Raw genomic sequence first — 25,231 nt, 5'->3', positions numbered from 1 at the left:
ACCTATTAAAGTGAAATACCAGAGAATGACATAAAGCCAAGACCCATAAGACCAACAGTGATGAAAGTAATACCTAAACCACGTAAGCCATCAGGAACGTCTGAGTACTTCATTTTTTCACGGATACCAGCAAGTAAAGTAATTGCTAGTGCCCAGCCCACACCTGAACCGATACCATAAACAACAGATTCGCCGAAGTTATAGTTACGCTCAACCATGAAAGATACCGCACCGAAGATTGCACAGTTAACTGTGATCAGTGGTAAGAAGATACCTAACGCGTTGTAAAGTGCAGGGAAGAACTTATCTAATGCCATTTCAAGAATTTGTACAAGTGCTGCAATAACACCGATGAAAGTCAAGAAACGTAAGAAGCTAAGGTCTGCTTCTGGGTAGCCAAGCCACTCTAATGCACCTGGTGCAAGAACAGCGTGATAAACCAAGTTATTTACTGGTACTGAGATACCTAGTACCACGATAACTGCCACACCTAGGCCGATTGACGTTGTTACTTTCTTTGATACAGCAAGGAAAGTACACATACCTAGGAAGAAGGCTAAAGCTAAGTTTTCAATGAAAACTGCTTTTACAAATAAACTAATATAATGTTCCACTGCTCGCCCCTTACGCTTTTGCTTCTACTTGGTCTTTCTTGAAGGTACGAAGTACCCAAATAAATAAACCAATAATGAAGAATGCACTCGGTGGTAAAATCAATAGACCCATTGGTTGATACCAGCCACCGTTTTGTACTAGTGGGATAATATCAACACCGAATAGTGAACCTTTACCGAATAACTCACGGATGAAACCAACAGTTAATAGCACTACTGAGTAGCCTAAACCGTTACCGATACCGTCTAGGAAAGACATTAGCGGTGGTGACTTCATTGCGTATGCTTCAGCACGACCCATTACGATACAGTTTGTAATGATTAGACCAACGAATACAGAAAGCTCTTTAGCTGTTGCATAAGAGAATGCTTGCAGTACTTGGTCAACAACGATTACAAGTGATGCGATGATCGTCATTTGCACGATGATACGTACAGATGATGGGATATGGTTACGAATTGACGAAATAAACAAGCTAGAGAATGCAGTTACTAGCGTCAATGCGATTGACATGATAAGTGCATTTTTTAAGCTTGAAGTAACCGCTAGTGCAGAACAAATACCAAGTACTTGTAGTGCGATCGGGTTATTTGCGAATACCGGACCAAATAGGACCGACTTCATTTCTTTAGTATCAGCCATTATTTCAACGCTCCTTCACGTACTTTCGCAAGGAAAGGACCAAAACCGTTTTCGCCAGTCCAAAAGTCAACTGTGTGATCAACACCGTTTGAAGTTAATGTTGCACCAGAAAGACCATCAATTTGATGTTCGTTCTTTGCACCGCTCTTCATGATATTGATTGGTAACTCTTTACCTTGCCATTTAGCAGTCCATTGTGGATTTTGAATTTCACCACCCAGACCTGGCGTTTCGTTGTGCTTGAAGAAATTGATGTTCTTAACAGTTTCACCATCGCTTTCAAGCGCTAAGAAGCCATACATAACCCCCCAAAGGCCGTAACCTTGGATAGGTAGAATGATTGCATCAACTGAGTCGTCTGGTTTTTTCGAGATATAAACAGGTGAATTTTTTGTCATACGCTGAATACCAGCGATGTCTTTAATTCCTTCTGCTTTTAACGCAAAGCTACGTGCTTGGTCAAACTTAGTTTTCTCGAAATCGAATGAGTTAGGATCAACACCTTCAACAAATTCACCAGTGTTCATATCTACTACACGTGCTTCGATTCTAGAATTGAACGTATCAGATACAGTACCTGACACTTCAATATCAGCCGCAGCTAAGATATTACGTTGAATATCTTGTGTTTTATTAGCTTGCTGTAAAGGACGAAGCTGAACTGAAGCAAACGATACGATGATTGCACACACTAAACATAGTGCAACAACAACGGTTAGCGTTTTGCCGATTGATTCGTTATTACTAGACATTACGTGCCAACCTCCGCTTGATATTAGCTTGCACTACAAAGTGATCGAATAATGGTGCAAATAAGTTAGCAAATAAGATTGCTAGCATCATACCTTCTGGGAATGCCGGGTTAACAACACGGATCATTACAACCATAAAGCCGATTAACGCACCGTAAGCGAACTTACCCTTGTCAGTGAATGATGCAGATACTGGGTCTGTTGCCATGAAGAACATACCAAATGCAAAACCACCAAGAACTAAGTGCCAGTGCCAAGGCATAGCAAATACTGCGTTAGTTTCTGAACCAACTGTATTCAGTAAGAATGACGTTGCAACCATACCTAGGAATACACCTAGTACGATACGCCATGAAGCGATACGCACGTAAATTAGGAATAAACCACCGATTAATAGTGCTAGTGTTGACGTTTCACCTACAGAACCTTGAATGAAACCGTAGAACGCATTCCACCATAGTTCCATGTTGCTGTAATCAAGTGAACCAACCACTGCTTGACCAAGCATAGTTGCACCAGAGAATGAATCTACTGCAGTCCATACTGTGTCACCTGAAATTTGCGCTGGGTATGCGAAGAATAAGAACGCACGACCGGCAAGAGCAGGGTTAAGGAAGTTACGACCTGTACCACCAAAGATTTCTTTAGCGATTACAACACCAAACGTAATACCTAGTGCAACTTGCCATAAAGGAATCGTTGCAGGTAGGATTAGTGCGAATAGTACAGATGTTACGAAGAAACCTTCATTTACTTCGTGCTTACGCACTGAAGCAAATAACACTTCCCAGAAACCACCCACAGCAAACGTTACTGCGTATATTGGTAGGAAGAAGCAGGCACCGTAAAACATTTTCGCGCCCCAACCTGAGTCAGCAGTTAACTCACCACCGAATAATTGGAACAGACCAACTTGCCATGTATTTGCTAGTTCAAAACCTTGTGCTAAAGCACCTGCGGCCTGATGACCGATGTTGAACATACCAAAGAACATTGCAGGGAACGTTGCCATCCACACTAAAATCATCATACGTTTTAGGTCGATGTTATCGCGAACATGTGTTTTGCCTTTATTTACGTAACCAGGCGTATAAAAAATAGTCGCTGCAGCTTCGTAAAGCGCATACCATTTCTCGTGTTTACCACCCGGTTCAAAATGCGGCTCAATATCTTCTAGAAATTTCTTTAAACCCATCTCTCTAGCCTTCCTTCTCGATCGTAGTCAAGCAATCGCGTAGGATTGAACCATACTCGTATTTACCTGGACAAACGAAGGTACATAATGCTAAATCTTCTTCATCAAGCTCTAGCGCACCTAACGAAATTGCACCATCAAGATCACGTGCGATTAAATCACGTAATAATAGTGTAGGTAGGATGTCTAAAGGCATAACACGCTCATAGCTACCAATTGGAACCATGGCACGCTTCGAACCACCTGTTGAAGTCGTCATGTTAAATAGACGGCTTGGTGTTAGGTGAGATAAGAAGGTACGTGTTACTGAGAACTTATTAGCACCTGGTGCAATCCAACCGAATAGCTCTTTTTCGCGACCTTCAAGTAATACAGATACTTGAACATGGTAACGACCTAAGAACGCATGTGGACCTTGAGAAATAGCACCTGACAACACTGAACCAGAAATTACACGGTTATCACCGTCTTCTAATTCGCCAGCAACTAAATCATCTAAAGATGCGCCAAGCTGAGTTCTAACTAAGCGTGGGTTTTTAACACGAGGACCAGCAAGAGAAACAACACGGTCTGTGAATATTTCACCTGTCAGGAACAAATTACCAAACGCGATTACGTCTTGGTAACCTAAGTGCGAAACCTGCTTGCTAGCAGAAACTGGGTCTAAGTGATGAATGTGTGTACCAACAAGGCCAGCCGGATGTTTGCCACCAAACTCATGTACTTCTACTTGAGGGATTGATGAACTAGGCACTTGGCTACCAGCTTGTTTACAAACAAATACTTTGCCGTCAGTTAAACGAGATACCACAGCTAAACCAGCTTCAAATGCTTGAGTGTTTTCAGCAATGATCACTGCAGGATCTGCAGCTAGCGGGTTAGTGTCGATAGCCGTTACAAAGATAGAGCTCGGATTTGCATCCAAAGCAGCTACTTTGCTGAATGGGCGAGCACGTAGTGCTGTCCATTGACCTGACTGAACCAGTACTTCTTTCACTTTTTCACGGTCTAAGCTCGAAAGCTCATCGGCCTTGAAAGAGTCAAAGGTGATTTGCTCACTGCCATTAACTTCAATAACAACAGATTGCAGCACACGTTTAGCACCACGATTAATTTCTTTTACTACCCCAGAAGCTGGTGCAGTAAATAAGACGCCTGGGTTCTTTTTGTCTTCAAAAAGTACCTGGCCTTTTTTGACTTGGTCATCCACGCGAACATGCATGGTTGGACGCATACCAATATATTCTTCACCTAGCACAGCTACACGTTTGACGGCAGAACCATCATGAATAACTTGCTGAGGTGCGCCCTCTATCGGTAAATCCAGACCTTTTTTTATGTTGATCATACGCACTTGCATTACATTAACGGAAAGAAACTGAAAAATCGTACCAACCACGTCGCCTTTTGATATGCTCAGGTTAAATTCTAAATATCAAAGAATAGCCTGTTTAACACCCCAAACAAGCAACGCAGTAAACTCCTCACATATATTACCCGAATTTTAACATCAATCAGGGTGACTATGCGAGAGCAAATATGAAATTTATACGACAGATGTGATTATTTAGACTACAAAAACCATTTGAATAAAATTCAATATAGACCAAAGTGCTATTGATGCAGATTTATTTTCATCCACAAACATAAAAAGTCGCTTAAAAAAGCGACTTTTCAAAATAAAGTTTGTTTATCGATTAATCGATAAGCTGCGAAATCGCAACATCAGGATTCACATCTTGCTCGTAATCTACACTGTCGATACCAAAACCGAATAAACGTAAAAATTCGTTGTGGTAACCCACGTAATCCGTTAATTCGTCAATAGTATCTGTATCTACAGTATCCCAAACATGTTGCACACGAGCTTGAACATCATCTTCTAACTCTTTGTAGTTTTGGAATAAGTGACCACCGTCATCAAAACGTGGCGTCTCACCGTAAAGGTTTTCAGTAAATAACGCGTGAATTTGCTCTATTGTGCCTTCGTATGTACCGTCTGCTTTCATTACTTTGAATAAAGCAGAAATATATAAAGGCATAATTGGAATTGCCGAGCTTGCTTGTGTTACAACCGCATTTAATGAAGACACATACGCTTCACCATTTAAGTCTTTCGTAGACTCTTTGATTGCTTGCGTTGCACGGTCAAGATCTTCTTTGGCTTTACCGATTGTCGCATGACCGTAAATTGGCCATGTTAATTCTTTACCAATATATGTGTAGGCAGTCGTTTTGAAGTTATCAGCAAGAACATCCGCTTCTTTTAATGCGTCAATCCACATTTCCCAATCTTCACCGCCCATAACTTTAATTGTATTGTCGATGTCTTCTTGGCTTGCTGCTTCAACCGTTACTTCATCAATCACACGCTTTGAAGTGTTTAGATTCTTCGTTGTGATATCAGAACCAATTGGCTTAAGCGTTGACGAGTAAGTTTCGCCCGTATTTGGATCAGTACGACGAGGAGACGCAAGGCTGTAGATAACTAAATCAACTTTACCTAGATCAGCTTTGATAGTATCAATTGCTTTTTGCTTAATTTCGTTAGAAAACGCATCGCCATTGATATTCTTAGACCACAAACCTGCTTCTTCAGCTGCCGCTTGAAATGCTGCAGTATTATACCAACCTGCAGAGCCTGTTTTACGATCACTACCTTCTTTTTCAAAGAAAATACCTAACGTTTTCGCACCGCCACCAAACGCAGCAGTAATACGCGAGGCTAGGCCGTACCCAGTAGATGCACCAATAACGAGTACATTCTTTGGTGCGTTGCTCAGTGGTCCTTGCGCTTTCACATAGTTAATTTGTTCTTGTACATGCTCAGCACAGCCTACCGGGTGTGCGTTAGTGCAAATAAATCCACGAATTTTAGGCTTAATGACCATTGATCATCCTATATCTATCACAATAAAAATTAGCGCTAGTTTAAAGGCTAATAGTTAAAATACAGGTCTGATCAGTATAAAACTGTTCAGACCCACTGAAATCTTTCTGGGGTAAGCACCCATTTAGAGTGACTGTCCACTTAACTTTGGGTGACTGTCCTGCTAATTTAGTCGAACTTTGAGCCGCCTAAGCATTTAGGTGATTCAGGTGCCTGTCCTTGTTGTTCACTAAACTCTTCAGGAGTAAATGTGTGGATCGCTAATGCATGAATGTGGTTTGCTAATTCATCTTTTAATAGCTCATTAATTTGACGATGTCGGGCAAGTAAGCGTTTACCTGCAAACTCTTCACTCACAACCACCACTTTAAAATGCGATTCTGTTCCACGGCTATGCATATGGCTTTCATTGACAACATTCAGGTGTTTACATTCGATACCCGCAGCGAGCTTTTCCTCAATTTGTTGTTGCATTGACATGTGTCATAGACCTTTAATTGCAAAATAATTGGCCGTTACTATATCAAGGGCGTGGCTCATTTTACCAATGATTTTATCGTATTGAGCGAAAGGTAAGATTAATTCGAGGATGTTTTAACCTTTGTTGTTTGGGCAAGCAATGCTGGTAATCACGCTGACTATGGCCATTCATAATTAAGCAGCTACCACTTTGTAAAATAAGATCGTGTTGCACATTAGTGTGTTTATGCTTTATTTTGAATTTCCGCTCAGCCCCCAGAGATATTGATGCAATAGTCGGCTGCTGACCGAGCTCTTTTTCATCATCGCTGTGCCAGCCCATACAATCTTGACCATCACGGTATAAATTTACCAATAATGCATTAAAAGGTATCTGCAATTGCGCTGTTAAACGTTTACGCATGGCATCAAGCACCGCTGGCCAAGGTTCAACAATTAGCTGGGACCCTGAATAGCCATAATTAACATTCGGATCAGCAATAAAGCACTGCAAACGGGGGATCACATGACTTTTTCCATAAACTTTAATAGAAGGCTGCTGCCAATTAAGATGTTGCTGTAGGTAATAAAATAAATCGAGACTTTTTTGCGCACTTAAAGCCTTCGCTTGATAAGAAAACCCCTCAGGTAAATGATTAGGGTTGGCGTTTGGCTGTTGCATGTTAGAATTTACCTATACTTAAATACTTATCGTAAAATCATGATGACCACCCAAGCACAGCTCGGTGATAACACCTATACCCTAGAACGTTTTCCTTTAGATCAAAAAAATCGCAGTCTTCAAGCCTGGGATTCTGGTGATGAATACCTTGTCAATTATGTACAAGAACATCATCCTGACGCAAATTCAGTGCTCATTTTGAATGACAGCTTTGGCGCACTTGCTTGCGCATTCAGTTCATTAACAGTTTATTCAGTTAACGATTCGTATATTGGTCATCAAGCAACACGTTACAATTTAAAAGCCAATGAGTTAACGATTGATTCAGTTAAGCAGCTTCATTCATTACAAGCTTTACCAAGCCAGGTTGATTTAGTGATCTTAAAAGTGCCCCGTAATTTAGGCTATTTACAGCATCAGCTTGCAGCTATTAGCGCAGCTCTTCCTAAAGACATTGCAGTTATTGCCGCAGGTAAGACCAAAGATATCCATAATTCAACAATTAAAGCCTTTAATCAGTATATTGGTGATACCTCAACCAGCTTAGCAGTTAAAAAGTCTCGCTTAGTAATCAGTAAAACCAGTGGCTTTGATAAAAAAGCCCCCTTCCCTGTAAGTTGGCCACTTGAAGGCAGTGAATTTGAAATTCAAAACCATGCGAATGTATTTTCTAGAGATTCGTTAGACATTGGCGCACGTTTTTTCTTTAACTATTTACCACAAACTAGCAAAGCTCGTCGTATTATTGATTTAGGCTGTGGCAACGGCGTAGTTGGCTTGATGACTTTAAAACGCTGCCCTAAAGCCCATGTCACTTTTGTTGACGAATCGTATATGGCCGTTGAATCAGCAAAACTAAATGTTACCCACAATCTACCTGAACAACTTGAGCAATGTGAGTTTATACAAAACGATTGCTTAACCGATTTTGAACCTGACAGTGCTGATCTTGTTTTATGTAACCCACCGTTTCACCAAGCACAAGCTGTGACTGATCACATCGCTTGGCAAATGTTTAAACAAGCCAAACATACTCTTAAACAAGGTGGTGAATTAAGGATTATCGGTAATCGCCACCTCGACTACCATGAAAAACTAAAGCGCATGTTCGGCAATTGCAAACTATTAGGTTCTAACAAAAAGTTTGTCGTACTTAGTGCAACTAAAAATCATTGATGGAGCAATCTAGATGAGAAAGTTACTTTCTTTATGTGCATTATTAGCGCTTGCTGGGTGTAGTAATCAGCCTAATCAACTAATTTTAAACCCTGTTTATCAAAGTGGTAAAATCACCCATATAGATAGCAACGTAAGTACCAGTGTTATTGATTTAAGAGGTGATAATGTCACTCTAAAAATCATTGAATCCGGTAAAGTGAAGACTTTAGCCAGCCCAGGAATAGCAGATTCGCTCAAGAGTACCCTCGATAGCGCATTGAGTAGAAATGGAGCCAATATTTCTAACCTTGCAACAACTCGCTTTGAAGTTGACATTCATAAACTACAAGCCGTCGTAACTGAAAAACTGATGACACACACAAGTGTTGCCAGTATTGAGTTAGGTGTTCGTGTGATTAGAAATAACAGCAACTTTAGTAAGGTGTATCGAGGTGGTGCTAATTTAGAAGGGCCTTTAAGTCATGACCGTGCGAAAATTGAAAGTCAGCTTAATAAGTTGACTGAACAAATAATTACCCGCATTGTATCTGACCCAGAATTAATCGCTTATTTAGAGGGGTAACTATGAAGCGCATTCTCTTACTCAGTTTTATTTTATTATTTGCTCACAGTTCATTTGCAGCAACTGAAGGTAAGTTTATTCAAAAAGACAATATGTTTCCACGTGTTGAAATTGTCACGACACTTGGCAGCATCGTGGTTGAAATGGACCGCTCTCGTGCGCCGATTACCGTGAATAACTTTTTAACCTACGTTGCTGATGGCAGTTACCAAGGCAGTGTTTTTCACCGTGTAGAACGCGACGACGATAACGAACGCGATTTTGTGATCCAAGGCGGGGGTTATGACAAAGACTACGATGGCTTGCACGAATACGACCCTATTTTTAACGAAAGTGGTAATGGCTTAAAAAATGATATGTACAGTATCGCTATGGCGTACCAAGACCGTAAGCCGCACTCAGGCACTCGCCAATTCTTTTTTAACATGGACGACAATGACCATTTAAACCCGGGCCGCGATTGGGGCTTTGCCGTTTTTGGTATGGTTATGGATGGCTATGAAACACTTGATAAAATTATGCGTACAGAAACCGCATACAACGAAAAAATTGGTTACAGCTTTGTACCAAAAACACCTATCGTTATTTTAAACGTTAAAGTGCTTGACGCTAATCAATAATAATTAGGGGCTTCTTAGCCCCATCAATTGGCAATACTATGACAAACCCTCTTTCAATTTCAGAGTACTTTTCGTATTTCAAAGACAAACGTTTAATCAACATTTTTATCTTTGGTATCAGCAGTGGCTTTCCATGGGTGTTGATTGGCTCTGTTTTGTCGGCATGGTTAAAAGATGAGGGCCTAAGCCGAAGCATGATCGGCTTATTTGGTATAGTTTTCGGTGCTTACAGTATTAACTTTTTATGGTCTCCATTAGTTGACCGCGTCAAGTTACCATTCTTATTCAATTGGCTTGGTCAGCGCCGCAGCTGGATTTTATTGTGTCAGTCAGTCATTTTTATTGGCACCTTTGCACTTGCAGGTTTAGATATTAAAGCTAACCTCTGGTTTGCAGCGGCAATTTGTTTAGTCATTGCTATTGCATCTGCGACCCAAGATATTGCTATTGATGCATTTCGTATTGATACCTTAGCCGAGAATGAAAGCCATAAAGCTACCGCTGCAGCAGCGATGGCAACATCAGGTTGGTGGAGTGGCTATGCTTTACTTGGTGCCATGCCTTTTTATTTAGCTGACATTCCATCAATTGACTGGCCTGAAGTTTATTTTTTCTTATCTGTTGTCATGTTATTACTGATGAGCAGTGTTTTTTGGGCAAAAGAGCCTGATTCTAACCGCGAACTTGTGCAAGCTGAACTTGAACGCACTTACCAACAAAAGTTAGCTGGTGCCAAACAAAGCAAACTGACAAAAATAATCGCATGGCTTGCTGTAACTGTTATTGATCCATTCAAAACCTTCTTTGCGCGTAATGGTGTTAAAACAGCACTCGCATTATTAGCTTTTATCTTCTTATTTAAAATTGGTGAAGCCTTTTTAGGACGAATGTCTATTGTGTTCTATAAAGAAGTAGGCTTTTCGAATAGTGACATTGCCACCTTCTCGAAAGTGGGCACTGCAGTGCTTACCATCGCTTTCACATTCTTAGGGAGTCTATTTAATCAACGCTATGGCATTGTAAAGGGCTTGTTTATTAGTGGTATTGCGATGGCTGCTTCAAACTTAGCTTTTGCTTGGATTGCTATTGCGGGCCCTAAATTGAGTCTGTATGCCTTTGCCATTATCGTTGATGGCTTTACCCAAGCATGGTCTCTCGTTGCTATGGTGGCATTTATATCTATGCTCTGCGACAGAGCATTTAGTGCAACGCACTACGCGCTTCTTGCCTCGTTAGGTAATTTAGGTAGAACTTTGCTTTCAAGTTACAGCGGCGTTGTAATTGATGATTGGTTAGATGGTAACTGGGCCATGTTTTTTGTGCTAACAGCACTTATGGTTATTCCATCATTGGTATTTTTGTTCTTAATTCGCCATAAGCTTTATGCGTTAGAAAACAACTACCACAAAAAAAATTAACAAAATAAAAACGTATGTAAATAAAGTATAGGGATTACAATAGCGGGGCTTAAATAGTGCATCCATGCACTATTCATACTATATGCTAGAAGTTAAAAACTTCTGGGTAGTCAACAATTATGCGTCTTTTAATAAGTTAAGACCTTCGTATGGGTCAACTTCTAGCGCATCACAATAACGCATAAACTCAATAACATCTAAACGACGCTCTTGGTTTTCAATTTTACCAATAAAAGAGTGAGGCGTACCTAACACTTGTGCAAGACTGCGCATTGTGTGACCTTTCTCATGGCGCTTCGTCTTAAGCCATTTCGTTAATTTTGAGTTTTCTTCAGAAGAAACTGTTTTACCCATCATAAAATACATCTCCTACTAGATGATTTAAATTAAAAATTTAGAGTGAAATTTTGCCCGTCTCACTCCTGAACACATTATATACTAATAACTTATGCTTTGGATGAATAATTATACAAATGTCCTTCTTTTAGGAATGGACCGCATAGTTAAACAAACTTAATTGTAGCTAAAATTAAAGCATGTGCTCTATTGCCAGTTGTTAACTGTACCAAAAAATTAATCAATTGAAACCTTATCACACTTAAATTATCGCTTTATAAACTGTAAATTTATGCTTAAAGTGTATGTAAATACTGAAAAAGGTTAAGAAATGTTTCGTATATTATTTTTGTTGCCAATTGTACTCTGTGTAGCGTGGTACCTGTTTCTTAGACACAATCGTGTACCAATTAAGCAGGGGAAAAAAGGATTTGTATATATATTAATCGCCTCTGTATTCGTTTTGGGCTTTTTTTTACTGATGATTAAAGTGACTCAACACTAGAGTCACTTATTATTAATCAAGGCGCAACGAAGTTACCTAAACGAGCTAACGATTTCGTTTTCTTAGCACTAATAAGCAAGGAGAACTGTGTCGTATGGTCTCGAATACCAATCTGCCAATTACTGCAATAACTAATTGCAGCAACGACGTTTACTGACTGAACCACAACACAATACCCTTATATAGATGCATGCCTAGAACCTCAAAATGAACCTATTCCTTTTATAAGTTCTTACTCAACAACCAAGCTTTCAAACTCAGCCCTTAACTTTGGCAATGCGATCTGAACAGGTTGATTGATGTGTATTTTCAGCTAGCTGCTGATTACTTGGTATTACCCGAAAGCAACTAAATTACCGTTACGATAAAACTGCTAACAACTAAGGTTTCTATTCTTTTGTTATTCTTAAACTCAGAAGCTAAAACTTACTTCTGCTGATGCGTGAGTGCATTAATGAAGGGATTAAGAGAGTATGAACAATAAAAAAGCCACATAAAGTGGCTTTTTCAAAAAATTTTTAAACGCTAAAGCTAGCTCCGCAACCACAAGTTGTTGTTGCGTTAGGGTTGTTAACGAAGAAACGTGCGCCCTCTAACCCTTCAGTATAATCTACCGTACCATCGACTAAGTATTGAATACTCATCGGGTCGACCACTAAGGTAACACCGTTTTTTTCAATCTCTAAATCGCCAGGGTTGGCTTTTTCATCAAAAGTAAAACCGTACTGAAACCCAGAACAACCACCACCTGTTACATAAACACGTAGCTTTAGATCCGGATTCTCTTCTTCTTCGATTAACTGTTTAACACGAACAGCTGCTGCATCGCTGAACTTAATTGGCAACTCATCAGACATACCGAGACCCTCAAAACCTATAATGTGGCGATTATCTAATACCCGAGTGTTTTAATCAAGTATCTCAAGGGAGCAATATCCGTACTTAATAACAGCACGGGTAGGCTATACACTTTAAACTCATCATCTTAGATAATAGGATTGCCCGAGTTTTAGCTAAAAAGACCAATAAAAATACAAAAAGGTTGTAATTTAGGCGTATAATTACTGAACGATCAATGATGATATTGTTTTATGCGAACCTATTTGTTGCCACTCATCCTATTAATGCTGGGTATGTCGGGTAGTGTCACTGCTGCTGATAATGAAACATGGAAAATTACATCTTTAGAAGTTCCTCCCTATGCCAGCAGTAAAATGGCAAATGGCGGTAATGCGATTGCTTCATTGAGAAACACACTTGCAAAACAAGGAATTGAGCTTAATGTTGAATACTTACCATGGCAAGATGCAATCGAAAAGGCCGAACAACCGGGGTATCTAGGTTACTACCCAGCTTGGCTCTCGGAAATAAAACCAGGCTTTATCGCTTCTCCTACTATTTTTAACTCACAACTTGCTGTGTTAACAAATCAACAGAATGAACAAGCATTTGATAATTTAGAAAAGCTCTTTAATGATAATAAAGTGGCTGTAGTCGACTCTTATGTCTATCCTGGATATATTGAGAACATAATTCAAGCTTATGATGACAGCATCATTCGAGTCGCCACCGATGAGCAGTTATTCATCTTATTAACGACTAATCAGGTTAAGTTTGTCATTTCAGCTCCTGAGATTTTAGGTTATTTTGCTATTGAAAAGGGGTTACCTGAACCGAAAATAGTCAGACAATTTACAGATTTCCCACTCGTTATTGGTATTAAAAACACACCAGAGAATCAAAGCAAACTAGCTCAACTACAGAGCTTATTTGATGACAATTCACAATCGACAACACACTATATAAAACCCAAAAAGTTATTATTTACCTATATAGATATCCCTCATATAGCGCCATTCAAACAGTTTATGGAAACTGTTTATGATGAATTAAATATCAAAACTCAACTTCAAGCCGTGCCCTCACGCAGAGGCGTGCTATTACTTAATGTTGGGATAGTCGATGGGGATATAGTTCGTTCAAAAAGCAACCTAAGTAAGTTCGATGATATTATCGTCGTTGAACCAAGCTTAGGTACCGTAAATATTGTCTTAATATGTCGTAAATCTGAAACATGTAACCGTACTAACTTAGACGATAAAAACATTAGTATTATGAGCTCGATGGGAGACCTTGAATTGCTCAAGGAGTTTAATATTCAAGCGCGTGTAATTCTAAATGAAGATTTAAACCATATATTAAGAATGCTAAAGAAAGGCCGAGTTGACAATGTGCTCTACCCTGCACTTGAAATTGATATTCATAACTTGCGAAAAGAATTTGAAGTTGTTGTACTTAGACAAATGACAGTCAATACTGTTGTACATAAAAAACATGCTGGGCTCGTCCCCGAACTATCTCATGCAATTAAAGCACATTTACCTTCTCTTACGGATCAGCTGAATAGTAACCGTACCGATAACCTTCATTGAGTAAATTACTTATTAATTTCAAAATCACAAGGACTTAGTGAATTTGATTTGCTAAACTGCGGCTCAAAAGTGCTGTGAGGAAATATGCATGTGGCTTGAAAGACTAAGACGTCGTTTAGCAAAGCCTAAAACATCTGTGCAGTTGTGCTTACTTGGTGTAAGTGCAGGGTTAATTGCGGCAGTTTTAATCATTCTTTTTCGCCTCACTATCATGTTTTTCCAGAGTTTATTTCTTGAGAAGCCTGATGACTTCTCAACACTACCCACTCTTGAACGAGTTCTTCTTCCGGTCAGTGCCGCCTTATTAATTGCTCTATTTGCAGCTCTAACTGGCTTTAAGCATTATCGCCTTGGCATTCCATTTGTAATACACCGCATTAAAAAACATTATGGTCATATGCCGCTTTACAACACGGTGAACCAATTTGTCGGTGGAGCATTAGCCCTGATAAGTGGTTTTTCGGTAGGTCGAGAAGGCCCTTCGGTACATATGGGTGCAACGGGCGCCAGCTTACTGGCCGATAAATTACACCTTCCACACAATGCAATGCGTACCCTAACAGGGTGTGGTGTTGCAGCCGGTATCGCCGCCTCATTTAACACCCCGCTTGCAGCCGTTATTTTCGTAATGGAGGTGGTGCTTAGAGAATATAAAGTGCATATTTTCGTGCCCATCATGCTCGCTGCGGTAACTGGCGCATTAGCGACTCAATTTGTATTTGGTGACGCTTCTGAGCTTGCACTTATTACTATGAATCCATTGAGTGGTTGGCATTACCCATTTTTAATCATCTTTGGTATGGCACTTGGTGCTGTTGCTTATGCATTTAACCAAAACTTGATGCTTATAATCCGCACTTTTAAACCGCTAAGCATGTTCCCTCGCCTATTACTGGCAGGTTTAATCGCAGGCTTAATTGCTTATATGGTTCCCCATGCAATGGGCTCAGGTATGAGCGCTATCACTATTGCCATTGAATCACCAGATGATGTGCAGTTTTTAACTACCATCTTGATTGCCAAATTACTCGCCACCTTATTTGCTATTGGCTTGGGTATTCCTGGCGGGATCATCGGTCCTGTAATTGGGCTTGGGGTATTAATGGGCACTTTAATGGCTTTTTTTGCTCAGTTTATTAGCCCGGGAGTTGATATTACTGGTACCTACAGCATGCTTGGCATGGCAGGATTATTGGCAGCTACATTGCACGCACCACTTGCTGCACTCACTACGGTTATGGAGTTAACCTCAAGTCCAGAGATTATTGTGCCAGCCATGCTGGTGATCTCAACGGCTTATGTCACGGCACTGCAGTTTTTTGGTAACCGCTCTATTTTTATGCAGCAACTTGATTTCCAAGGGCTTGAGTATCAAATATCGCCAGCTACCGAAGCGTTACAAAAAGTCGGAGTAATGGCTGAAATGGATGAACAATTCAAGTTACTTTACAGTGATGACAAACAGCAAATCAAAGAATCGCTTGATGCCCTTGATAGCCAAACGCCGCTTATTGTGCATGATGAAGAAAACGGCTATCGTCTTGCTGAATATGATTTAAGTCTAATGTCTGATCAAAATAGTAATATCAAATACGTCAACCTTACTGGGCTAAGTAGCCAAGCAACGTTAGCCGATGCCTTTGATTTACTGAAAGATAAACGCAGCGGTGCGGTGTATATATACAACCTACTTGATAACCAACAAATTATGGGTCTTTTGCGTTGGGATCAAATCAGGCATATCCTTACCATACGCAACAGTTTGTTATAACAATTAAAATGGATACTTAAATGACTGCGCTATTAGTTTATAAAACGTTTCATGTGTTCTTTATGATCGCTTGGTTTGCCGGTATTTTTTACCTGCCTCGGCTATTCGTTTACCACGCAATGAGTGAAGAAAAAGCCTGTAACTCAATGCTAAAAGTCATGGAGCGACGTTTACTTTATTTCGTTACGCCGTTTGCCGTATTAACACTCGTGTTTGGCGTATTAACGATTTTTGAATATGGTCGTGATTGGTTTAGATACAGCATGTGGCTGCACTACAAACTGGTATTAGTGATTATTCTTTATATCTATCATGGCTACTGCTTTAAATTACTGGCTGATTTTAAGCATGATCGCAATAAACGTAGCGATCGCTTTTACCGTATTTTTAATGAAGTTCCGGTACTCATCCTTTTAGCTATAGTGGCACTGGCAATTATTAAACCTAACTTATAATTTGCTGCTGTGTACGCTAAAAATTTGCTATAGTACTGCGCAAATTTATGCGGCCTCCCATACCGAGTGCCAGCGCCCTATAAATGTGATTAGGAACAAACCCCATGCTAAGTTTCCAAGGTGAAAATATCCTGTCGGTCAATCAGCTTGATCGAGATTGTATTGAACGTATTTTTGCAGTTGCTAAGAAAATGGAGCCTTATGCTAAAAAGCAAAAGCGCACCAATGTTTTAGAGGGCGCAATTTTAGCGAACTTGTTCTTTGAACCAAGCACGCGTACTCGCGTAAGCTTTGGTACCGCATTTAACTTACTAGGTGGCTTAGTCCGCGAAACAACAGGCATGCAAAGCTCTGCGCTAGCAAAAGGTGAATCGTTATATGACACCGCTCGTGTTATCTCTGCGTATGCAGATGCAGTCGCAATGCGCCACCCTGATGCAGGCTCCGTTGCTGAGTTTGCCACTGGGTGTGATGTACCAGTAATCAATGGCGGTGACGGCCCAAATGAGCACCCAACTCAAGCCCTACTTGACTTACTAACGATTGAACGTGAACTTGGCCGTTTCAACCAAAGTATCGACGGTATGCACATTGCCCTTGTGGGTGATTTAAAATACGGCCGTACTGTGCACTCTTTATCTAAGTTACTGTGTCATTATAAAGACGTAAAATTCTCTATGGTGGCACCTGATGGCTTACAAATGCCAGACTACATTTTAGATGCTGTTGATAACGCCGGTCATAAAATTCAACTAGTAGATAAAATGGAAGGCAACTTAGCGGCTGATATTGTATATCAAACCCGCATTCAAGAAGAGCGCTTCCCTTCACAAGAAGAAGCGAACAAATACCGTGGTGGTTTTCGTATCAGCCAAGCAATTTACAATGCACACTGTAAACCAAACTCAGTACTGATGCACCCACTGCCTCGTGATAGCCGTTTAGAAGCAAACGAGCTTGATAACGATTTAAATAGCAACGACAACCTAGCAATTTTCCGCCAAGTTCAAAATGGCGTGTTAATCCGCATGGCGTTGTTTGCTCTAACCTTAGATGTTGCCGACAAAGTTGAGCAATATGAAGTCGACGTGCCTTGGTTTAGCCGTAAACGTAATAGTTAACTCGCTTCGTTTTGGGCTCTTTGAGCCCTTACAAACCAACTCATTTAACGTGACAACCCAATAGGACTATTCATGACAATTAGCCAAGATCTTTTTAATCGCGCGCAAGAATCAATCCCAGGCGGTGTAAACTCACCAGTTCGTGCCTTCAATGGCGTTGGCGGTACTCCTTTATTCATCACTAAAGCAGAAGGTCCTTTTACCTTTGATGCTGATGGTAACCGTTATATCGATTACGTTGGTTCATGGGGACCAATGATCATGGGTCATAACCACCCTGCTATTAAACAAGCGGTATTAGAAGCCGTTGAAAATGGCTTAAGCTATGGTGCACCAACCGAAACTGAAATCTTAATGGCCGAGAAAGTAAAAGAGCTGGTACCATCAATCGAAAAAGTACGTATGGTAAGCTCAGGTACTGAAGCAACCATGAGTGCGATTCGCTTAGCACGTGGTTTCACTGGTCGTGACAAAATCTTAAAGTTTGAAGGCTGTTACCATGGTCATGCTGACTCACTACTTGTAAAAGCAGGCTCAGGCGCGCTGACTATGGGTGTACCTAACTCACCAGGTATTCCTGAAGACTTCGCTAAGCACACATTAACGGTGTCGTTTAACAATCTTGATGAAGTAAAAGCCATTTTCGCAAAATACGCTGACGAAATCGCTTGTATCATCGTTGAGCCAGTTGCTGGCAACATGAACTGTATTCCACCTGTACCAGGCTTCTTAGAAGGTTTACGTGAGGTGTGTGATGAATACAAATCTGTGCTTATTTTTGATGAAGTAATGACAGGTTTCCGTGTTGCTTTAGGTGGCGCACAAGCTTACTACAATATCAAACCAGACCTTACTTGCTTAGGTAAAGTAATAGGCGGCGGTATGCCAGTGGGTGCATTTGGTGGTAAGAAAGAAATCATGGATTACATCGCACCTGTCGGCCCTGTTTATCAAGCGGGTACATTATCAGGTAACCCAATTGCCATGGCAGCAGGCTTAAAATCGCTTGAATTATTATGCGCTGAAGGTCTACACGATGAACTAGAAGCTAAAAGTAAAGCAATTTGTGAAGGCTTTGAAGCCGCTGCGAAAAAAGCAGGCATTGCACTTACAACAAACTACGCAGGTGGAATGTACGGCTTCTTCTTTACTGATAAAGAAAAAGTAACTAGCTATCAACAAGCGACTGAGTGTGATTTAGAGCGTTTTAAAAAGTTCTTCCACTTAATGCTTGAAGAAGGCGTTTACCTAGCTCCTTCTGCTTTCGAAGCTGGCTTTGTGTGTGCTGAGCACTCTGAAAAAGAGATCAACGACACCATTGCAGCCGCAGAGCGCGCATTCGCGAAGCTTTAATCTAAAAAATAAAATAGGTCACTTTAATCGGTGGCCTATACTTCCAAACGTTTACCCCCTCAGAAAATAATAGATCAGATTATTTTCGAAAATTTAAAACCAAAAATATTATAATTAAAACATCATTTATACAAACCAAATGATTTTTTCCTGCATTTATATTTTAAAATGTAACGAAAACGACATAAAATTCCCAACAAACTGTTTTATAAGAATTAAAAGTAGAATTAAAATTTACTTAACGCAATTACATCAAGTTACATCTGTGTATTTTTTTTATAAACAAGCAAAAAATATCAACTTTAGATCGTTCCAAGGCGTTTTTTTGTAAGTTTATCGTATTTGTAATATAAAAAATTGATCTGTATGTCCCTAATGTGTTACCAATTTGTTTCACGCTTTATTTAATGGTTAAAACTCCAAATAAATAAAAAACAAAGCGTGATAGTTATTAACAAACAATAACAAATCAAAAATCTAAAATTTCACAGGGAAAGCTCAATGAAAAACAACTTTTCAAAAACATTTAAGCGTTCATTCACAGCTGCAGCTGTTGCTATGACCTTAAGTGCAGCAATGCCTGCTATGGCTGACAATGTTAATGGTGCAATCAAAGGTAACATCATTACTCAGTCTGGTGTTTCTTTAGCTGGTGCAACAATCACCATTACCGATAAGTCAAAAGGTTATGAAAAAACTCTCATTGCAGATGCAAATGGCCAGTTTAATCTTAACCAAGTACCTGTTGGTAAATATAATGTAACAGTGTCACAAGCTGGTTTTGAAAAAGCACAGATCAACGATGTAATTATCGGTGTTGGTAAAACTGCACTACTCGAGATTCCATTGGTTGAAGGTAATATAGAACGTATTGCAGTTGTTGGTGGCGCAGTTCGTGCTGTTGACGTTTCGGTTACGGAATCATCATTGAACATTAGTTCAGAAGAACTTGAATTATTACCAGTTGCTCGTTCATTAACATCAGTTGCTTTACTAGCCCCTGGTGCAACTGAAGGTGATAGTCGCTTTGGTGATCAAGCATCATTCGGTGGCTCATCTGTCGCAGAAAACGCATATTACGTAAATGGTCTTAATATGACTAACTTCCGTAACGGTTTAGGTGGCGCAACCATTCCATTCTCAGCATATGATAGCTTCCAAATTAAGACTGGTGGTTATTCGTCTGAGTTTGGTCGAACAACTGGTGGCCTGATCTCTGCAGTAACAAAATCAGGTACGAATGACTTTCACTTTGGTGTTGAGTCAATTTACTCTCCTGATTCATTAAGAGAACAAGCACCAAATTCAGTTTACTTACAAAATGATCGTTGTGAGGCTGCTGATGGTCACTGTATTGGTGATTTATTTGTTAACAACCAAGATGACTATGTAAACTCATTTGAAACAAATATTTATGCTTCAGGTGCACTAATTGAAGATACGCTTTTCTTCTACGGAATTTATACATTCCGTGATATCGAAGAAGAGTACGGTAACGCTTCTCAAACCTCTCTAACAAAAGAAAAAGATGATGACCCTTACTATCTAGCGCGTATTGACTGGAACATTAATGATGATCATCAATTAATGCTTTGGGGTTTTAGCGATGAACGCACATACTCAGAAAGCACAATCGAAGATCCTAATGGCGTTGGGAACTACACAGTAGATGGTGGTACAGCTTATCACAAACGCGGTGGTGAAAGTTTTGCAGTACGTTATACAGGTAACCTAACTGATGACTTAAGCATGTCTGCTATGTATGGTGAAGTTAAATTCTCAGAAACTGATTATTCTGACTTTGATGACTGCCCTACTGGCTATGACGCAGACTTAGGTGTTGATACTACCTGTTATGTAAACTTCACTGTAGGCGCCAATGAAGATAAGCGCGAGCAATTGCGCGTTGACTTTGATTGGTACTTAAATGATGAGCATACATTAAGATTTGGTTATGACTCAGAAACCAATACATCAGATGCAACTACGATTAACTCTGGTGGTATTTACTACTACTACAGAACATACGAAGAAGGTGCTCGCCTTCCAAACGGTTATATTCTTCCAGAAGAAATGAAAACAACTCGTGTACGTAACTATAAGAATGGTGGTGCATTTGAAGTTGAAAACTGGGCGATTTATATCGAAGATCAATGGGCTGTTACAGATAACTTAACGTTAACTTTAGGTCTACGTAATGACAGTTTCACAAACTACAATGCTGATGGTGATGAATTTGTATCTATTGATAACCAAATTGCGCCAAGATTAGGTGCATCTTGGGATATCAATGGTGACGGTGACAGTAAATTATTTATTACCGCAGGTCGATATTACTTACCTGTTGCTGCAAATACGAACATTCGCCTTGCAGGTGCCGAAACTTATATCCACACTTGGTATGAGTATGAGGGTCTTAATGCTGACGGTACTCCTGTAGGTTTGAGCAATCAATTAGGTGATATCGCTATTTCAAATGGTGGTGACGGAACTGCAAAACCTTCAAACACCCTAGCAGATAAAGACCTTGAGCCTATGTATAATGATGAAATCATTGTAGGTTATCAAGCAGCGATTAATGATGACTGGTCTTGGAGCATCAAAGGTACATACCGCACACTTGGTAATCAAATTGATGATGGCTCATACATCTTTAGAGATGAAAATGGTGAATATCTTGGTGAAAACTGGTTCTTATTCAACCCAGGTAATGGCGCAACATTTAATTTTGACTTAGATGGTGACGGTGTAACTGAAGAGTATAGCTTCACAGCTGAAGAGCTAGGTTATCCTGAAGCTAAACGTCGTTACGCTGCCGTTGACCTTTCAATTGAGAAAAGTTGGGATGAGGTTTGGTCTTTAAAAGCACTATACACTTGGTCACATAACTACGGTAACACAGAAGGTTTTGTTAAATCTGATAATGGTCAAGATGATGCTGGTTTAACACAAGACTGGGATTACCCTTATCTTATGGATGGTGCTAACGGTAACTTACCAGCAGACCGTCGTCACAATATTAAAGTTTACGGTGCATACGCAGTTACTGAAAACTTCTTAGTAGGCGCAAATCTAAATGTTGCTTCTGGTCGTCCTTGGACAGCATTAGGTGCGGGCTATACACCAAACCCAGACTTATATGATTATGGCGATACTTATTATGTTGGTGATAAACGCTACCCTCGCGGCAGCATGGGAACAACTCCCTGGACAGCGCGATTAGATCTTAACTTTACGTACAACCTGCATTTTAATGACCAAAAAGTACGCTTCGCATTAGATATTTTCAATGTATTTGATGCAGCTACAGCAACTCGTTATGACGAAGTTGCTGAAATAGCGGCTGGTGATGACAGTGCAACATTTGGTTTAGCGGAAAGTTATCAATCTCCTCGTCGAGTCCAACTATCTGCTTCTTATGACTTTTAATTTCGATTAAATTAGTAAGATAAGCAACGATTCTAAAAGCCTCATTATGAGGCTTTTATTTTTTAATATTTACAACTAGTAGTGCTGCAATAATTAGTCGATATTTATCTGAAGTAAATCAAGCAACCTTATAAAATACAAGTGAAAGCATGAGGAAGGAGCAAGACTTCAAAATAAAATCATACTAATGGTAGGTTAATAGCTTTCACAGCATCAATGTCTGATTTAGGCATACAAGAATAATTAATTATTCTACAAGTCATCCAATAAAGTACTGCAATTCAAACTCTATAAACGTCAGTTCGCTTGCCAGAAACACTGAAGGAAGTGCATTCATGGCAATCTACAACATACAAAATTTAGCTCAATTATACATTGAGCTAAATAGTTTCAGGGCCAAGTTTAACGCTGACAATTAGGCCTTGGCTCAAACTCGCTGGCAAGAATGGGGAGCTGTACAACCTTGCCGCATCCAGGAGGCGCTTGCAGGCCGGTTTCTTCGTTAATAAAGGCCCAACGAATAGAAGCTGGGCGTGTATCAGCTATAGCTTCAGGATTGAGTGGTTTAAGGTAGCGAATATAGGCTTCTAGTGCACCAACACTGCCTGTTAAACCAGTGCTCTTGTTATCGTCGCGACCAATCCATGCAACAGTAACTGTGTTTTGGTCAAAACCTGCAAACCAACTATCGCGCAAGTCATTACTGGTGCCTGTTTTACCAGCAAGCTGAATTGATGGAAAGTGGGCATTTAAACGCTTTGCTGTACCGTCTTTGGTCACTCGTTTCATTGCATATTTGGTCATGTAGATTGATGCATCGTCAAAGCGTTTTTGTGAGGTGACATCATGTTTATAAAGCACTTTACCTACTGAGTCTGTCAGTGCTGAAATAGACGTTAACTCGCGGTACTGACCATCTGCAGCAAGCGTTGTATAAAGCTGCGCGACTTCAAAGCTAGAAAGCTCAAGTGCACCTAAAAGTAATGATGGATATTGATCAATACGCCCTTCTACACCTAAACGCTTCAAAGTATCAGCCACTTTATCTACACCAACATCAAGACCCGTGTTAACCGCAGGAATATTTATACTGTTACTAAATGCTTTGTATAGTGGCATTGGTCCGCGGAACTGCTTATCGAAGTTCTCTGGTTGCCATACTTTGCCCTGTTCGTTAGTCACTTGCAGCGGTGAGTCATCTACTAAAGTGGCAACATTAAACTGACCACTTTCAAATGCCGTTAAATAAACTGCTGGCTTAACTAATGAGCCAATATTACGTTTGGTATCTAGTACACGGTTAAAGCCAAAATAACGTACGTCACGGCCTGCAACTAGCGCCGACACTCCACCTTTTTCAACATTAACAGAGATCATCGCTGCCTCAAGCTCTTCTGTTTTAGGGCGTTTTTCAAGATACGGCAAGCTTGCTTCAATCGACTCTTCCATAGCCGTTTGCTTTTGTAAGTCAAAATAGGTAAAGACACGTACTCCGGCATCTATCACTTGCTGATCTGGTAGTAGGCGCTTTAATTCTCGGTTAACTAATTCTAAGTAACCCGGATACGACTTTTGCAGGCTGTCTTTCATTGGTGCAATATCAATAGGACGCTTTAATGCCGCGCGATATTCACGTGTATCAATAAGCTTGTTTTCAACCATTAATCGCAGCACTAAATCACGGCGCTCCATTGCGCGCTCACTATAACGGCGCGGATTGTAATACGATGGCCCTTTTACCATAGCAACTAACAACGCAATTTGGTCGTATTCAAGTTCATCCACAGGTTTTGAGAAATAAAACTCAGCGGCTAGGCCCATACCATGAACACCTTGATTGTAAGACTGACCTAAATACACTTCATTGAGGTAGGCCTCTAAAATTTCATCTTTGCTGTAGCGGTAATCTAGAATTAAGGCAATTAGCGCCTCATTAAATTTACGTACCAAAGAGCGCTCACGAGTTAAGTAGATATTTTTTGCTAACTGCTGAGTTAAAGTACTGCCGCCCTGTACGGTACGCCCTGCTTTGATATTGCTATACAAAGCACGCATAATTGACCACACCGATACGCCGTGATGGTCATAGAAATTACGGTCTTCAACCACCAGCAAGGTGTCTTTTAGCATTGGCGGAAATTTATCAAGCGGTACAAACTCACGATCTTGCTTTGAGTCATTGCCGATACGTGCAATTTGTACTGGCTCTAACCGTGCGCTATTCAAACGGCGACCAAATTTATCTTTAATGGTTGCTAACTTTTGTCCCGAAAAACGCAACTCAATAACGTGTGCATCTTCAAGGCCGTCATAAAATTCAAATTCACGGCGATACACTTTAATGCTGTTAGCAGATTTAACATACTGACCTGTACGGCTGAGTTTATTTACTGAAGAGTAATTTAAGCGGTTTAACTCCCAAATAACTTCTTGCTGGGATAAATATTGCCCAGGATAAAAACTCATTGCACGCGCATAGACTTGGGCTGGTAACTGCCACTTATTCCCCTCAAATTGGCGGGTAATTTTGGCATCAAGGTAAATAAGGTACAGTGTCATAGCAATGACAACTGCTAAAGAAAGCTTCCAAAATATTGACCAAAGCTTTCTTAGTATCCCCGCTTTAGTAGCATTTTTAGGTGAATTTTTACGCTTAGAAGAAGAGCGTGAAGATGCCGCTTTAGTTTTTGATGACGACTTTTTTGCAGGTGTTTTTTTATCAGCCATTGAGTTCGCTATTGATCAGTTAATTTTACAGGACAAGCTAGGCAATATTAACACCTGTAAAATTAACAGTCACTTAAACTCGGTTAGC

22 protein-coding genes are annotated in these 25,231 nt (G+C 40.2%); 11 read left to right on the top strand and 11 right to left on the bottom strand.

Annotated elements, in window-relative coordinates:
• Window positions 1-5 precede the first annotated feature (5 nt).
• The 8 genes from nqrE to L1267_RS20100 all read right to left on the bottom strand — a co-directional run bounded on the left by nqrE (window position 6) and on the right by L1267_RS20100 (window position 7,235).
• A complete protein-coding gene (nqrE, locus tag L1267_RS20135) occupies window positions 6-614 on the bottom strand; it encodes an NADH:ubiquinone reductase (Na(+)-transporting) subunit E (RefSeq protein ID WP_016708692.1) in 609 nt (202 codons plus the stop codon).
• A gap of 10 nt (window positions 615-624) precedes the next feature.
• Window positions 625-1,257 carry an NADH:ubiquinone reductase (Na(+)-transporting) subunit D gene (locus tag L1267_RS20130; protein WP_054554281.1) on the bottom strand — a complete coding sequence of 211 codons (633 nt, stop codon included), beginning with the start codon at window positions 1,255-1,257 and terminating at the stop codon, window positions 625-627.
• Window positions 1,257-2,009: a Na(+)-translocating NADH-quinone reductase subunit C gene (locus tag L1267_RS20125; protein WP_138557283.1), complete on the bottom strand. Its 753-nt coding sequence runs from the start codon at window positions 2,007-2,009 to the stop codon at window positions 1,257-1,259. Before L1267_RS20125 ends, L1267_RS20130 begins: the two co-directional genes overlap by 1 nt.
• Window positions 2,002-3,204, bottom strand: coding sequence for an NADH:ubiquinone reductase (Na(+)-transporting) subunit B (locus L1267_RS20120; RefSeq protein WP_235383917.1), 1,203 nt, complete (start codon window positions 3,202-3,204; stop codon window positions 2,002-2,004). Before L1267_RS20120 ends, L1267_RS20125 begins: the two co-directional genes overlap by 8 nt.
• A 4-nt stretch (window positions 3,205-3,208) precedes the next feature.
• Complete coding sequence (locus L1267_RS20115) at window positions 3,209-4,552, bottom strand: Na(+)-translocating NADH-quinone reductase subunit A (RefSeq protein ID WP_235383916.1); 1,344 nt, start codon at window positions 4,550-4,552, stop codon at window positions 3,209-3,211.
• Window positions 4,553-4,901: 349 nt separating this feature from the next.
• The gene (gene fabV / locus L1267_RS20110; RefSeq protein WP_138557282.1) at window positions 4,902-6,095 is read right to left on the bottom strand and encodes an enoyl-ACP reductase FabV; all 1,194 of its coding nucleotides are present in this window, start codon (window positions 6,093-6,095) and stop codon (window positions 4,902-4,904) included.
• A 167-nt stretch (window positions 6,096-6,262) separates the two neighbouring features.
• Window positions 6,263-6,574 carry a BolA family protein gene (locus L1267_RS20105; RefSeq protein WP_135923735.1) on the bottom strand — a complete coding sequence of 104 codons (312 nt, stop codon included), beginning with the start codon at window positions 6,572-6,574 and terminating at the stop codon, window positions 6,263-6,265.
• A gap of 73 nt (window positions 6,575-6,647) precedes the next feature.
• The gene (locus L1267_RS20100) at window positions 6,648-7,235 is read right to left on the bottom strand and encodes an alpha-ketoglutarate-dependent dioxygenase AlkB family protein (protein WP_235383915.1); all 588 of its coding nucleotides are present in this window, start codon (window positions 7,233-7,235) and stop codon (window positions 6,648-6,650) included.
• 42 nt (window positions 7,236-7,277) lie between these two features.
• Between L1267_RS20100 and L1267_RS20095 the strand changes: the two genes are divergently transcribed.
• From L1267_RS20095 to L1267_RS20080, 4 genes are read left to right on the top strand one after another with little or no spacing between them, the layout of a single operon-like run.
• Complete coding sequence (locus L1267_RS20095) at window positions 7,278-8,411, top strand: methyltransferase (protein ID WP_199526190.1); 1,134 nt, start codon at window positions 7,278-7,280, stop codon at window positions 8,409-8,411.
• A gap of 13 nt (window positions 8,412-8,424) precedes the next feature.
• Entirely contained in the window at window positions 8,425-8,976 is a 552-nt protein-coding gene (locus tag L1267_RS20090; protein ID WP_235383914.1) for a YajG family lipoprotein, read from the top strand.
• Between the two features lie 2 nt (window positions 8,977-8,978).
• A complete protein-coding gene (locus L1267_RS20085) occupies window positions 8,979-9,596 on the top strand; it encodes a peptidylprolyl isomerase (RefSeq protein ID WP_135923732.1) in 618 nt (205 codons plus the stop codon).
• Between the two features lie 38 nt (window positions 9,597-9,634).
• Complete coding sequence (locus tag L1267_RS20080) at window positions 9,635-11,014, top strand: AmpG family muropeptide MFS transporter (RefSeq protein WP_235383913.1); 1,380 nt, start codon at window positions 9,635-9,637, stop codon at window positions 11,012-11,014.
• A gap of 117 nt (window positions 11,015-11,131) precedes the next feature.
• Here L1267_RS20080 and L1267_RS20075 read toward each other — a convergent pair whose 3' ends face one another.
• Together L1267_RS20075 and erpA are read right to left on the bottom strand one after the other, a co-directional pair.
• A complete protein-coding gene (locus L1267_RS20075) occupies window positions 11,132-11,371 on the bottom strand; it encodes a helix-turn-helix domain-containing protein (protein ID WP_054562310.1) in 240 nt (79 codons plus the stop codon).
• Between the two features lie 1,002 nt (window positions 11,372-12,373).
• The gene (erpA, locus tag L1267_RS20070; protein ID WP_135923730.1) at window positions 12,374-12,712 is read right to left on the bottom strand and encodes an iron-sulfur cluster insertion protein ErpA; all 339 of its coding nucleotides are present in this window, start codon (window positions 12,710-12,712) and stop codon (window positions 12,374-12,376) included.
• 234 nt (window positions 12,713-12,946) lie between these two features.
• Between erpA and L1267_RS20065 the strand changes: the two genes are divergently transcribed.
• The 6 genes from L1267_RS20065 (at window position 12,947) to L1267_RS20040 (ending at window position 22,416) form a co-directional block, all read left to right on the top strand.
• The gene (locus L1267_RS20065) at window positions 12,947-14,287 is read left to right on the top strand and encodes a hypothetical protein (RefSeq protein WP_235383912.1); all 1,341 of its coding nucleotides are present in this window, start codon (window positions 12,947-12,949) and stop codon (window positions 14,285-14,287) included.
• 88 nt (window positions 14,288-14,375) lie between these two features.
• Window positions 14,376-16,058 (top strand): chloride channel protein, encoded by a 1,683-nt coding sequence (locus tag L1267_RS20060; protein ID WP_235383911.1) that lies wholly within the window; start codon window positions 14,376-14,378, stop codon window positions 16,056-16,058.
• Window positions 16,059-16,078: 20 nt separating this feature from the next.
• A complete protein-coding gene (locus tag L1267_RS20055) occupies window positions 16,079-16,513 on the top strand; it encodes a CopD family protein (protein ID WP_135923727.1) in 435 nt (144 codons plus the stop codon).
• A gap of 104 nt (window positions 16,514-16,617) precedes the next feature.
• A complete protein-coding gene (locus tag L1267_RS20050) occupies window positions 16,618-17,634 on the top strand; it encodes an aspartate carbamoyltransferase (protein ID WP_138557276.1) in 1,017 nt (338 codons plus the stop codon).
• Between the two features lie 72 nt (window positions 17,635-17,706).
• Complete coding sequence (gene hemL, locus L1267_RS20045) at window positions 17,707-18,987, top strand: glutamate-1-semialdehyde 2,1-aminomutase (RefSeq protein ID WP_138557275.1); 1,281 nt, start codon at window positions 17,707-17,709, stop codon at window positions 18,985-18,987.
• A 501-nt stretch (window positions 18,988-19,488) separates the two neighbouring features.
• Complete coding sequence (locus tag L1267_RS20040; protein WP_135923725.1) at window positions 19,489-22,416, top strand: TonB-dependent receptor; 2,928 nt, start codon at window positions 19,489-19,491, stop codon at window positions 22,414-22,416.
• Between the two features lie 402 nt (window positions 22,417-22,818).
• Here the strand turns inward: L1267_RS20040 and mrcB are convergent, their stop codons facing one another.
• Window positions 22,819-24,975 (bottom strand): penicillin-binding protein 1B, encoded by a 2,157-nt coding sequence (mrcB, locus tag L1267_RS20035; RefSeq protein ID WP_235383910.1) that lies wholly within the window; start codon window positions 24,973-24,975, stop codon window positions 22,819-22,821.
• Window positions 24,976-24,979: 4 nt separating this feature from the next.
• Here mrcB and L1267_RS20030 point away from each other — a divergent pair.
• The coding region (locus L1267_RS20030) for a hypothetical protein (RefSeq protein ID WP_235383909.1) at window positions 24,980-25,231 on the top strand (252 nt) is incomplete at its 3' end.

Origin of the sequence: Pseudoalteromonas sp. OFAV1 (genome assembly GCF_021532595.1) — a bacterium.
In the GTDB taxonomy this organism is placed as follows: Bacteria; Pseudomonadota; Gammaproteobacteria; order Enterobacterales; family Alteromonadaceae; genus Pseudoalteromonas; species Pseudoalteromonas lipolytica_C.
The sequence above is the reverse complement of the archived record's forward strand: the minus strand, read 5'-3'. Positions and strand labels throughout refer to the sequence as shown.